This window comes from Streptomyces longispororuber, assembly GCF_024448165.1.
GTDB classification, from domain to species: domain Bacteria; phylum Actinomycetota; class Actinomycetes; order Streptomycetales; family Streptomycetaceae; genus Streptomyces; species Streptomyces longispororuber_A.
The window spans coordinates 61,892-74,079 of record NZ_JAMOLN010000018.1; the positions used below are offsets into that span (position 1 = coordinate 61,892).

General features: G+C 73.5%; 11 protein-coding genes. 3 read left to right on the forward strand and 8 right to left on the reverse strand.

The window, feature by feature from the left end; all coding sequences use genetic code 11:
* Positions 1 to 25 precede the first annotated feature (25 nt).
* Positions 26 to 1,030, reverse strand: a complete 1,005-nt coding sequence (locus M4J07_RS07870; RefSeq protein ID WP_255968821.1) for a GlxA family transcriptional regulator — start codon at positions 1,028 to 1,030, stop codon at positions 26 to 28.
* Between the two features lie 84 nt (positions 1,031 to 1,114).
* Here M4J07_RS07870 and M4J07_RS07875 point away from each other — a divergent pair, with 84 nt between their 5' ends.
* Complete coding sequence (locus M4J07_RS07875) at positions 1,115 to 2,437, forward strand: MFS transporter (RefSeq protein ID WP_255968823.1); 1,323 nt, start codon at positions 1,115 to 1,117, stop codon at positions 2,435 to 2,437.
* Here the strand turns inward: M4J07_RS07875 and M4J07_RS07880 are convergent.
* From M4J07_RS07880 to M4J07_RS07900, 5 genes are all read right to left on the reverse strand, one after another.
* Complete coding sequence (locus M4J07_RS07880) at positions 2,413 to 3,033, reverse strand: flavin reductase family protein (RefSeq protein WP_255968848.1); 621 nt, start codon at positions 3,031 to 3,033, stop codon at positions 2,413 to 2,415. The two genes, M4J07_RS07875 and M4J07_RS07880, sit on opposite strands and share 25 nt — an antisense overlap.
* A gap of 113 nt (positions 3,034 to 3,146) precedes the next feature.
* Positions 3,147 to 3,944, reverse strand: a complete 798-nt coding sequence (locus tag M4J07_RS07885; RefSeq protein WP_255968825.1) for an enoyl-CoA hydratase/isomerase family protein — start codon at positions 3,942 to 3,944, stop codon at positions 3,147 to 3,149.
* Positions 3,945 to 4,012: 68 nt separating this feature from the next.
* Positions 4,013 to 6,235 (reverse strand): acetate--CoA ligase family protein, encoded by a 2,223-nt coding sequence (locus tag M4J07_RS07890; RefSeq protein ID WP_255968827.1) that lies wholly within the window; start codon positions 6,233 to 6,235, stop codon positions 4,013 to 4,015.
* 133 nt (positions 6,236 to 6,368) lie between these two features.
* Positions 6,369 to 7,901 carry a flavin monoamine oxidase family protein gene (locus tag M4J07_RS07895; RefSeq protein ID WP_255968829.1) on the reverse strand — a complete coding sequence of 511 codons (1,533 nt, stop codon included), beginning with the start codon at positions 7,899 to 7,901 and terminating at the stop codon, positions 6,369 to 6,371.
* 51 nt (positions 7,902 to 7,952) lie between these two features.
* Positions 7,953 to 9,125 carry a flavin-containing monooxygenase gene (locus M4J07_RS07900; protein ID WP_255968831.1) on the reverse strand — a complete coding sequence of 391 codons (1,173 nt, stop codon included), beginning with the start codon at positions 9,123 to 9,125 and terminating at the stop codon, positions 7,953 to 7,955.
* A 191-nt stretch (positions 9,126 to 9,316) separates the two neighbouring features.
* Between M4J07_RS07900 and M4J07_RS07905 the strand changes: the two genes are divergently transcribed.
* Complete coding sequence (locus tag M4J07_RS07905; protein ID WP_255968833.1) at positions 9,317 to 9,766, forward strand: DoxX family protein; 450 nt, start codon at positions 9,317 to 9,319, stop codon at positions 9,764 to 9,766.
* Positions 9,766 to 10,209, forward strand: coding sequence for a Zn-ribbon domain-containing OB-fold protein (locus M4J07_RS07910; RefSeq protein ID WP_374215009.1), 444 nt, complete (start codon positions 9,766 to 9,768; stop codon positions 10,207 to 10,209). The genes M4J07_RS07905 and M4J07_RS07910 overlap by 1 nt, the downstream gene beginning before the upstream one ends.
* 75 nt (positions 10,210 to 10,284) lie before the next feature.
* On the opposite strand, the gene M4J07_RS07915 is transcribed toward M4J07_RS07910, so the two are convergent.
* Positions 10,285 to 10,953 carry a pyridoxine/pyridoxamine 5'-phosphate oxidase gene (locus tag M4J07_RS07915; RefSeq protein ID WP_255968837.1) on the reverse strand — a complete coding sequence of 223 codons (669 nt, stop codon included), beginning with the start codon at positions 10,951 to 10,953 and terminating at the stop codon, positions 10,285 to 10,287.
* Between the two features lie 26 nt (positions 10,954 to 10,979).
* Positions 10,980 to 12,188 (reverse strand): hypothetical protein (locus M4J07_RS07920; RefSeq protein ID WP_255968839.1); only part of this gene is annotated, 1,209 nt, incomplete at its 5' end.

The window sequence follows — 12,188 nt, forward strand, 5'->3', positions numbered from 1 at the left end:
TGACCCCGCACCCCGGCGGAGCCGTTCAGCTCGCCGCGCGGAACATCCGGCGATACGTGGTCGGGGGAACGCCGAGCGCAGCGATGACGTGTTGGCGGAGGGACTGGGCCGTGCCGAAGCCCGCGTCGTGGGCGACCTGGTCCATCGAGAGGGCCGAGGACTCCAGGAGGTGCCGGGCGCGCTCGACCCGCTGCTGGGTGAGCCACTGGCCGGGGCTCACCCCGACCTCCTCCCGGAAGCGGCGCGTGAACGTGCGGACGGACATGGACTCCTGCTCGGCCATGTCACGGAGCTGGATCGGCTCGTGGAGGTGGGCCAGGGCCCAGGCGCGCGCCGATGTCGTCGTCGCCAACTGCGGCTCCGGCACCGGGCGTTGGATGAACTGGGCCTGCCCGCCGTCCCGGTGCGGCGGCACGACCGTGCGCCGCGCCACGTCGTTGGCGACGGCCGCCCCGTGGTCGCGCCGCACGATGTGCAGGCACAGGTCGATGCCGGCGGCGACCCCGGCCGACGTGAGGACGTCTCCGTCGTCGATGAAGAGGACGTCGGCGTCGACCCGGACCGAGGGGAACATGGCCTGGAACGTCGCAGCGTCCGCCCAGTGCGTGGTCGCGGGCCGCCCGTCCAGGTACCCCGCGGCGGCGAGCACCCAGCTGCCGGTGCAGATCGAGACCATGCGGGTGCCGGGCACGACGTGGGCGAGGGCCGCGGCGAGCTCGTCCGTCAGCCGGCCCTCCTCGTAGACGGGACCGAGTTCGTACGAGGCCGGGACGATCACGGTGTCGGCGGTGGCCAGGGCCTCCGGGCCCCGCTCGACGAGGATCGAGAAGTCGGCGTCGCTGCGGACCGGCCCCGGCCCGCGGACGGCGCAGGTCACCACCTCGTACAGGGGGCGCCCCGCCGCGTCCCTGGCCCGCCCGAAGATCCGCTGCGGGATGCCCAGCTCGAACGGGATGACGCCGTCGAGGACGAGCACGGCGACACGGTGCGGCGCGGCAGGGGCGGGGGAACTGGACGTCGGGGAGGCCATGTGTCCATCGTATGGCCCGATCCTAACGAAGGATGGCATTCGGGCCACTCGTTCGGGGCGGCGGCTTCCCCGAAGCTCTAGGACGTGACGACGACGCAGACTCCCTCCGCCACCGCGCCCGGCCCCGCCGCCCGCCGCAGACGCCCGCACCGCGCCTGGTCCGTGGCCGCGGTCACCTTCGTGACGATCATCGGCGCGGCCGCCTTCGCCTCGCTGCCCGGCCTGCTCATCGAGCCGCTGCACGACCCCGACACCGGGTTCGGCTGGTCGCGCGGCACCATCGGCTTCGCGGTGTCCGTGAACCTGGCGCTGTACGGGATCACCGCGCCGTTCGCCGCCGCCCTGATGGACCGGTTCGGGATCCGCCGGGTCGTCGCGGTCGCGCTCACGATCATCGGGGTGGGCTCGCTGCTCACGGTGTGGATGACGGCGGCCTGGCAGCTCATCCTCTACTGGGGCGTGCTGGTCGGCCTGGGCAGCGGTTCGATGGCGCTCGCGTTCGCGGCGACCGTCACGAACCGGTGGTTCGTGGCCAGGCGCGGACTCGTCACCGGCATCCTCACCGCGGCCGGGGCCTCCGGGCAGCTGGTGTTCCTGCCGCTGCTGTCGTGGATCGTGGACCGGCACGACTGGCGGCCGGCCGCGGTGACGGTGGCCCTCGCCGCGTTCGCCGTCGTCCCGTTCGTCTGGCTGCTGCTGCGCGACCACCCGGCCGACATCGGCGAGAAGCCGTACGGGGCAACGGAGTTCGTGCCCAAGCCGGCGCCCCTGCCGGGGGCCGCGCGGCGGGCCGTCACGGTGCTGGGCAAGGCGGCGCGGACGGGGCCCTTCTGGCTGCTCGCGGGCACCTTCGCGATCTGTGGCGCGTCCACGAACGGCCTCGTCAAGACGCACTTCGTACCGGCCGCGCACGATCACCACATGCCGGTGACGGCGGCGGCCTCGCTCCTCGCGGTCATCGGCGTCTTCGACGTGATCGGGACGATCGCGTCGGGCTGGTTCACGGACCGCTTCGAGGCGCGCCGCCTGCTGGCCGTCTACTACGCTCTGCGCGGCATCTCGCTGCTCTTCCTGCCGCTCCTGCTCGCGCCGTCCGTCCGCCCGCCGATGCTGTTCTTCATCGTCTTCTACGGTCTCGACTGGGTGGCGACGGTGCCGCCGACGATCGCCCTGTGCCGGGAGCACTACGGCGAGGACAGCGCGATCGTCTTCGGCTGGGTCCTCGCCTCGCACCAGGTGGGCGCGGCGGTCGTGGCGTTCCTCGGCGGGGTCGCGCGGGACGCGTTCGGCTCGTACGACATGGTCTGGATCGCGTCGGGCGCACTGTGCGCGGTGGCGGCGCTGATGGCGCTGGTGATCCGGCGGGGTGGCGCCGGGGCGGGTCAGGAGCCGAGGCTCGCGAACTGACCCCGGTGGAAGAGCAGCGGCCCCCGGTCGCCGTCGTCGGCGCCCAGGGCCGTCACCCGGCCCACCACGATGAGGTGGTCGCCGCCCGTGTGGACGGCGTGGACGGCGCAGTCGATCCACGCGGCGGCGCCGGCCAGCCGGGGCGAGCCGGAGACGGGGGCCGCGTCGTGGCGCACGCCCGCGAACTTGTCGGCCCCGCTCACCGCGAACCCGCGGCACAGGTCGCCCTGGTCGGCGGCGAGCACGTTCACGCAGAAGACGCCGGCGCGGGCGATCCGGGGCCAGGTCGTGGAGGTGCGGGCGACCATGAAGGCGATCAGGGGCGGGTCGAGGGAGAGCGAGGCGAAGGACTGGCAGGCGAACCCCGCGGGGCCCTCGCCGGGTTCTGCGGGCGGGGCCGTGATGACGGTGACGCCCGACGCGAAGGTGCCGAGTACGCGACGGAACTCCGCGGGGTCGACGGGGAGGCGTTCGTCGTCGCCGACGGCGCGGAGGTCGGGGCGGGGCAGTGGTTCGACCGCCGGGGGCGCGGCTGTCGGGGCGCCGACCGACCTGAGGTAGCGGACGGCCGTGGCGGCCATTCCTGCGTGTCCCATCATGACTCCCATTGAAGGTGACGGTTCGTCAGATTGGAAGGGGTGCGACTGCCGGGCGCGGGCCGCGGCGGAGCCGCTGATCGATACAGCCCCGCGCCCTTTCGGGGCGCTTGTCAGCGGCCCCGGTACAGGGGCTTTCGGCGTTCCACGAAGCTGGTGACGCCCTCGTTCGCGTCGTGCGTGGTCATGTTGAGTTCCTGGGCCGTGGCCTCCGCCGCGAACGCCGTCGACCGGTCGCTCTCCAGGGACGCGTTCACCAGCTGCTTGGTGAGGGCGAGGGCGCGGGTGGGGCCGGCGGCCAGGCGTTCCGACCACTCGCGTGCCGTCTTCGTCAACTCGCCGTCCGGTACGACCCTGTTGGCGAGGCCGAGCCGTTCCGCGTCGGCGGCCGGGAGTGCGTCGCCGAAGAACATCAGCTCCTTCGTGCGCTGCGGGCCGATCAGCCGGGGCAGGAGGTACGCGCCGCCGCCGTCGGGGACGAGGCCGCGGCGGACGAAGACCTCGATGAACCGGGCCGACTCCGCCGCCAGGACCAGGTCGCAGGCGAACGCGAGGTGCGCGCCGATGCCGGCCGCCGTCCCGTTGACCGCCGCGATCACCGGCTTCTCGCAGTCGAGGACCGCCGCGATCAGCCGCTGGGCGCCGAGGCGGATGGTGCGCGAGACGTCCCCGGCGATCCGCTCCCCGCCGGTGGGGGCACCCCTGAGGTCGGCGCCCGCGCAGAAGCCCTTGCCGGTGGCGGTGAGGACGACGGCGCGGACGTCCGGGTCGGCGGAGGCCGCCGCGAGCAGCGCGATGACGCGTTCGCGCTGGTCCCAGGTGACGGCGTTCATCGCCTCCGGACGGTTCAGGGTGATCCAGGAGACGCCGTTCTCGGTCGAGTGCAGCACCAGCTGGTCGAGGGGTTCCATGAGCGGCTCCGTATTCGTCGATCCGTCGATCCGTCGATCCGTCGTTCCGGCGATCGGTCGATCGGGTGTCAGCGGCAGACGGCGAGCGCGTCCAGGGCCACGGCCCCTTGCCCGCGCGGCAGCACCATCAGCGGATTGATGTCCAGCTCGGCCAGTTCGTCGTGGAGTTCGAGCGCCATGCGCTGGACGCGCAGCACCACCTCGACGAGCGCGTCGAGGTCCGCGGGCGGCGCGCCCCGCACCCCGTCGAGGAGGGCGCGGCCGCGCAGCTCGTCCAGCAGGGCGCGGGCCTGGTCCTCGGTGAAGGGCGGTACGCCGACCGCCGTGTCGCGCAGCACCTCGACCAGGACGCCGCCGAGCCCGACCGTCACGGTGGGGCCGAACAGTTCGTCCTGGGTGATGCCGACGACCATCTCGACGCCGCGCTCCACCATCTGGCAGACCAGGACGCCGTCGAGGTCGATGCCCTCGTACCGGGCGATGTCGGTGAGGTCGCGGTAGGCGTCCCTGACCTGGCTCGCGGAGGTCAGCCCGACCTTCACCAGGCCGAGTTCGGACTTGTGGGCGAGCTGCGGTGCCGAGGCCTTCATGACGACCGGGTAGCCGACCTGCGACGCGGCGCGCACGGCGGCGGCCGCGCTGGTCACGAGCTGTTCGCGCGGCACGCGGATGCCGTACGCGCGCAGCAGCTGCTTCGCCGCGTGCTCGCTGAGCTGCTTGCCGGGGCGCATCAGGGCCTGCGCCTTGCGGAAGGACGGCGACGGGGTGCGTGGCGCCTCCTCGAAGGGCGAGCGGTAGCCGGTGGTGAAGCGGTGGTGGCCGAGGTAGGCGCGGACCGCCGTGATGCAGTTGGAGAAGGTGCGGAAGGTGGCGACCTTGGAGGAGGCGAGCAGCGTCGTGCGGTACGCCTCCTCCGTCCCGACGGGCGAACCCCACACCACGCACACCAGCTTGTCCGTCTGTTCGGCCGCGTCCACCAGGTCCTGCGCCAGCTTGTCGCTCATCGGCGGGAACGGTCCGGTGATGGGACAGATCAGCACGCCCACGGACGGGTCGGCGAGGATCGCGTCGATGATCTTCCGGCCGCGCCAGTCGCCGACCGGGTGCCCGCCGTTGTCGACGGGGTTCGCCACGTTCAGGTACTCCGGTATCCACTGGTGGAGTTCGGCCTGCTTGGCGTCGGAGAGGGTGGGGAGCGTCAGGCCCGCGTCCGTCGCCAGGTCGGAGAAGTGGGCGCCGGTGCCGCCGGAGATCGAGTAGACGACGACCCCGTCCGCCCGCGGGCGCTTCGCCCGCGCCAGCAGGGCCGCGGTGTCCTGGAGTTCGTCGAGTCCGTCGACGCGGATGACGCCGAACTGGCGCATCGCCGCGTCGACGACGGTGTCGGCGCCGGTGAGCTTCCCGGTGTGCGAGGCGGCGGTGCGGGCGCCGGTCTCGGTGCGGCCGACCTTCACGGCGACGACCGGGACGCCGGCCTGCGCGGCCCGGTCCGCGGCGAGCAGGAAGGCGCGGCCGTCCTTGAGGCCCTCCACGTAAGCGGCGATGGCGCCGACGTCGGGCTGCTGGGAGAAGTACGCGATGAAGTCGGACGTCTCCAGGTCGGCCTCGTTGCCGGTCGGGGCCCAGTGGGAGAGCCGGATGCCGAGTTCCTGGAGGGCGAAGACCGGGCGGCCCTGGTGGCCCGACTGGGTGATCAGGGCGATCGCCGGTCCTTCGAGGTCGTCGCGGAACCGCTCGAAGGCGTTCAGGTTGGTGTTCGGGCCGAGCAGGCGCAGGCCCGAGCGGTCCACGGCCGCCGCGAGGCGCTCCTGGGCGGCGGCCCCCGCGTCACCGGTCTCGGCGAAGCCGGAGGCGAAGGCGACCGCGAACTTCACCTTGGTGTCCGCGAGCTGCTCGATGACGGGGAGCGGGTCGGCGACCAGCAGCACGGCCAGGTCGACCTGTTCGGGGAGGTCGGCCACGGTGGGGGCGCAGGTCAGCCCGAAGACCGTCGCGCGGGTGGGGTGCACCGGGTACAGGCGGGCGCCGACCCGCTCCGCCCAGCCCATCAGCTGGCGGGTGATACCGGTGTTGGGGCGGCCCTCGGCGTCGGACGCGCCCACGACGGCGACGGACTCCGGCCGGAAGAACCGGTCCAGGTCGGGCACGTCGGAGTGCAACGGGCGTCCGCTCACGTCCAGTTCGTCGGCCCCGGTCCTGCCGTGCACGGCAGGACCGGGCTGCTCGCCGCAGGCGATCACGCGGGCCCGGCGGGAGTCGGTGGTCAGGGTGCCGTAAGTCGATCCAAGCATCGGTCCGCCCGCTCCTGTGTGACAGCAACAACTCGTGCCTGTGCAATAGCTGACGCACAGTCAGATTACTGAACTGACGCTCCGTCAGCTACAGGGCTGCAGACAAATACTCGGACCGGCTCCCCGCCGCGCGCTACAGGGCCGCCGCCACCTCCCGCGCCACCCGCTCCCCGGAGCGCACGGCCCCGTCCATGTAACCGCACCAGTACGACGAGGTCTCCGTGCCCGCCCAGTGGATCCCGCCCACCGGCTCGCGCAGCGCCGCACCGTACTGGGTGAGGACGCCGGGCGGCGCGTACGCGACGGGCCCGCCGCGCGTGAAGCCCTCGTTGTCCCAGCGCTGCAGGACGAACGCGGTGGGGCTCGCGGCCTGCTCGCCGAAGTACCTGACGTAGTCCTTCAGCACCGCCGCCCGCACGTCGGCCTCCGACGCGGCGTCGTGCGCCCGCATCTCGTCCGCCTCGATGAAGCCCATCAGCGCGCCGTACGAGGCGTCGGGCGGCGAGTTGTCGAAGGTCGAGCGGACCGTGCCGGAGTCGCTGACCACCTGGCCGTTGAGCCCGTCGGCCCGCCAGAACGGGGTGGCGTACACGGCGATCGCCTTGCCGATCGAGCCCATCGGGAGCCGCTGGGCCAGCTGGTCGCGGGCGGCCGGCAGCAGCGGGTCGACGTCGATCCGCGCGGCCAGCGGCGGCGGTACGGCGATGATCACCCGGGTCGCGGTGACCGTGACGCCGTCGGCGGTGACGGTGTAGCGGCCGGCGCCGGCGTCGCGGGCGATCCGCCGCACCGGCGCGCCGAGCCGGACGCGGTTCCCGAGGCGCGCGGCGAGCTTCAGCGGGACCTGGGCCGAGCCGCCGACGAACCGGGTGGCCTGCGCGCCGTCCGCCGTCTCCGTGAGGCGTTCGAAGCTGCCGGGCGTGGACTCGTTCCCGGCCGACGCGATGTAGAACAGCACGTAGAGCAGGGAGAGTTCGCGCGGCTCGGCCGAGAAGACCGAGGTGCACGCGACGTCGAAGAGGAAGCGGGCCGACGGGATCACGGCGTTGGCGCGCAGCCACGTCTCGAAGGTCTGGCGGTCCCACTCCTCGGCCTTCGCGGCGGTCCATGGCGCGTCGACGGGCACCTTCTTCGCCATGTCGTCGAGGAGGGCCTGGACGGCGGCGGCATTGGCGAGGCCCGCCGGGTCGATGGGCGGGACGGAGCCGAGCAGGCCGTCGGTGGCGTACGTGCTGCGCCTGCCGTCCTTGTGCAGGACGTTCTTGCCCGTGTTGTACGTCGCGAAGGTCGCCACGCCGAGGGAGTCCGCGAGTGCCCGGATCCGGTCCTGGGTGGGGCCGATGAACTCGCCGCCGCCCTCGGTGGCACCGCCGCCCGGGAGCGGGAGGTTGACGACGCGGCCGCCGACGCGGTCCCGGGCCTCCAGGACGAGGACCTTCTTGCCGGCCGCCGTGAGGTCGCGGGCGGCGGTGAGCCCCGCGAGGCCCCCGCCGACGATCGCCACGTCGACGTCTGCTTCTGCTTGTGGTTCCGCTTCCGCGGCCTGGGCGGTGCCGGTCGTGCCGACCGTGGTCAGGAGGGTGGTGGCGGCTGCCGCGCCGCCGCCGATGAGGGCTCTGCGGCGGGTGAGGGTGAGCGGGTTGAGCGGGTGTCTTTCGCGGGGCATGCGTCGTACTCCGTCTCGCTCGTGGTGGGTGGGCGCGGTTCCCCGCGCCCCTCAGCGGCGTTTGGACAGCGTCCTTGCGATCTGGTCCGCGTCCCGGGCCATTTCCCTGAACATGCCGCTGATCGGGTTCGTGTAGCCGGTGAAGTGGAGACCCGGGGCCGTCGGGAGGGTGTGGGAGCCGTGCGGGCGCGGGCGGCCGGTGGCCGGGTCCAGGACACCGAGGTGGCCCACCAGGTGCTCAAGGCCCTGGCGGTAGCCGGTCGCCGCTATCACCGTGTCGGGCGTGATGCGGGTGCCGTCGGCGAGGAGCACCGCGGCGTCCTCGAAGGAGGCGACCGCGGCCACCGGCTCGACCCTGCCCGTCCGCACCGCGTCGATGAGACCGACGTCCTGGACGGGGATCGAGCCCTCGCGGACCCGGGAGTACAGGCCGGTGTCCGGGCGCGGCAGGCCCTGCGGCGCGAGGTCGGGGACGCTCAGCTTGCCGAGCGGGACGGCCAGCCGGTCCACCAGGGACACCGGGAGGCGGCGGCAGAGGATGCCGGTGAGCTGGGCGGGCCAGCCCATGGTGGAGCGGCGCACGATGTGCGGGGGCGTGCGGACGGCGAGGCGGACGCGGGCGGCGCCGCCCTCGGCCAGGTCGACGGCGATCTCCGCACCCGTGTTGCCGACGCCGACGACGAGCACGTCCTGCCCGGCGTACGGGGCGGGGTTGCGGTACTCGCTCGCGTGCAGCAGCTTGCCGGTGTACGTGCCGCGGCCCGGCCAGTCCGGCAGGCGCGGCGTGTGGTTGTAGCCGGTGGCGACCACCACGGTGGCGGCCGTCAGCTCCCGGCCGCCGGTGGCCCGCAGCACCCAGCCCCGGTGGTCGGCGGCGCGGTCGATGCGGGTGACCTCGACGCCCGTGACCACTTCCAGGTCGTGGTACTCGGCGTACTTCTCCAGGTAGCGGATGACGTCGTCGCGGGCGACCCAGCGGCCGAAGCGGCGCGGGATCGGCAGTCCCGGCAGGCCGGAGAGGCGGCGGGTGGTGTGCAGGTGGAGCCGGTCGTAGTGGCCGCGCCAGGAGGTCCCGACGCGGTCGGACCGCTCCAGGACGACGGCCCTGACGCCGTGCGCCTTCAGGCTCGCGGCCACGGCGAGACCGCCCGGTCCGCCGCCGACGACGTACACGGGCGGGCGGTCATGGCTACGGGTGGTCGGTGAAGGGTTCGGGGCGGTCATGTGCGGGAGCGTAATCCGGCCTCCTCTTGATGGGTCTCGGTCAAGACCGAAATCGGTTGCGAATTGATCACGGGGCGGGTGGGTGCCGGGACCGCTGTCGGGACCCTTGCGAAGTCGGGGCCCGATGCGCTGAACTGACGTACCGTCAGAAACCGAGCGGGAGGGCGGCCGCGGCGCATGGATGGGGCGACATGGACGCGATAGGGCTCAGTGGTGCCGAGTGGCTCGCCGTGCTGCGGATCGGGCTCGGTCTGTGGTGGCTGGAGAGCTGGCGGCACAAGGACAAGAAGGGCTGGTTCGAGCGCGGCACGGGCATCGCGTGGGCCGCCGACGTCGCCGGGAAGCACCGGTGGAACGCGGTGCGCAGCGGTTTCGACGTCGTCGTCAAGCCACGTCCGAAGACCATGGCGTACATCGTCGTGTACGCCGAACTCGCCCTGGGGCTCGGCCTCGTGGCCGGATTCCTGACCCCCGTGGCGCTCGTCGGCGGGCTGCTCCTGAACCTTCTCTACTTCACCCTCATGATCCACGACTGGGCCGAGCAGGGGCAGAACGCGATGATGGGCCTCGTCTCGCTCGTCGCGCTGTTCGCCATGTCCTGGCAGACCTGGTCCCTCGACCACGCGATCGGACTGTTCTGATGCCCGTGAGCCCTGACGTCCGCTTCGACGTGCCCGAGCCGGACGTCTTCACCCGGCCCTACTGGGACGCGGCCGCCGAGGGGCGGTTGCTGCTGCGGCGCTGTGCGGCCTGCGAGCGGTTCCACCACTATCCGCGGGAGTTCTGCCCGTACTGCTGGAGTGATGCGGGTCAGTGGCGGGTGGCGAGTGGGCGGGCCTCGCTCTACACGTGGTCCGTCGTGCACCGCAACGACCTTCCGCCGTTCGGGGAGCGGGTCCCGTACGTCACCGCGGTCGTCGATCTCGCGGAGGGGCCGCGGATGATGACGGAGATCGTGGAGTGCGAGGAGGCTCGTCTACAGGTGGGCATGGACGTGACGGTGACCTTTCGCCCTGGCGGTGCGGGCTTGCGGGTGCCGGTGTTCCGCCCGGCAGTGGGCGGGCGCGAGCCCGGGCGGGGCTGATCGCGAAGTACCGGCTGCGTCTGCCGTGCGGGGAACCGCGCGACCAGCCACGACGAGAGTCGCGCCCGGGAGCGGTCACGGCCACAGGAGTTGTCTGGTCCAGGTGTTCGCCGTGAGGCGGTAACTCAGGCGGACGTGGCGGCGGCGGGCGTCGCCCTGGAAGAACTCGACCTCCTCCGGGACGAGTTCGTAGGCGGTCCAGGTCGGCGCGGCAGCGGCAGGCTCACGCTGGGCCCGCTCCCAGGCCGCGTCCGACGCCCGCGCCAACTCCGCCACGGAGGACAGGGGTTCGCTCTGGTGGCCGACCAGGGCGGAGGCCAGCGCCCCGGTCGACCGGGCGTGCAGATCGGCGTACGCGGCCTCCGCGGAGGCCGTACGGACGGGCCCGCGCACCCGTACCTGGCGGCCTTGCACGGGCCAGTAGAAGCCGAGCGCAGCGTACGGGCGGGCGGCGAGCTGCCGCCCCTTGGCGCTGCCCGCGTGCGAGGCGAAGTGGAATCCCGCGGCGTCGGCGCCGTGCAGCATCACCGTCCGGACGTCGGGCCGCCCGGCCCCGTCCGTGGTGGCGAGCGAGGGCGTGTGCGGCTCGGGCTGCCCGGCCGCCACCGCCGCCGCGAACCACTCCACGAACAGCGGCAGGGGTTCGGCCGGCGCGGAGCCGGGGTCGAAGGCGGGCAGCTCCGTGTCCCACACGCGCAGGGACTTCAGGAGGGCGAGGAGGTCGGGCTCGTCGGTGGGGCTCATACCGTGATTGTCGTGGCAGACCGTGCTCAGTCGCGGGTCAGGGCCGCCACCGTGCCGAGCACCTGCCAGGCGCCCGCCTCCCGGTGCTCGACCCAGACGGGCCGGGCGGTGCCGGTGTCGTCGCGGGAGCCGAGGGTGTAGTCGCCCTGGAGGCCGTTGATCCGGACCCGGTTCACCACCGCCCCGATGTGCTTGCGGGCGGTGGCCGCTGTCACGTCGTTGACCGCCCCGGCCCGGAACGCCGTGACGACCGCCTGCGCCGCCTCGTACTCCTCCAGGGCCCCGGCCCGCGTCATCAGCGGCCGCACCCGGTCGCACCACTCCGCGTCCTGGAGGCACTCGGACCCGGCCACCGGCCCCTTCGACACGACCCGGAACCGGTACACGCCGTCGTCCACGGGCTCCTCGCGCAGCGCCCCGGCCGCGATCGCGCAGTCGTCGAACCGGTCGGGCGCGAGCACGACCTTCCCCCGGAACCCGGCCGCGCGCAGAGCCCGGACGCTGTCCTGCGGGTGGCCCTCGTCGCCCAGGTACACGGTGTCGGGGCGGGTCTCGCCGATGAGCGTCCGCAGCTGCCCGGCGGGCAGCAGTCCTGGGGAGTCCTCCCGGAAGTCGTACGCGTACGGGGAGCCGCGCCGCGCCGTGTCGAACCGGTCGGCGAGCCGCAGCTGGTCCGCGGCGGCCGGGGACGGGCTCACCGCGTCGGGGGTCCGCACGGGCACCCCCATGGCCAAGAGGCTCCGCGTTCCCAGCTCCTTCTCCAGGTAGGAGCCGAACTGTTCGGCGTGGCCGCCGTCCACGTCACCGGACGCGCCGCCGTCCGTCCCCGACTGGCCCGACTGACCCGACCGGCCCGACTGGCAGGTGGACAGCACGGGCATGCCCGCGGGTAGGTCCACGGGGTCCGGTGCGGGGCCGACGACGGCGACGACGTTCGGGTACCGCGCGGCGAACTGGCTGCTGGTCAGCTGTTCGTCGCCGGGTACGCCGACCACCTCCAGCGGCAGCAGTCCCGCGTAGTCCTCCAGGGCCCGCCGGACGGCGCCGGTGTCGACCCGGCCGCTCTTGTCGCCCTTGCTGCCCCGGCCGTCCTGGCCGCGGGGCGGGCCGACGACCGCGATCCGGAACGTCGGCTGGTCCACGGGCCGCACGGACGGCGCGGGCCCCGGCGACCCCGGCTCCCCGCCCCGCAGCGCGGCGGGCACGGCCACCCCGGTGCCGACGCAGACCAGGGC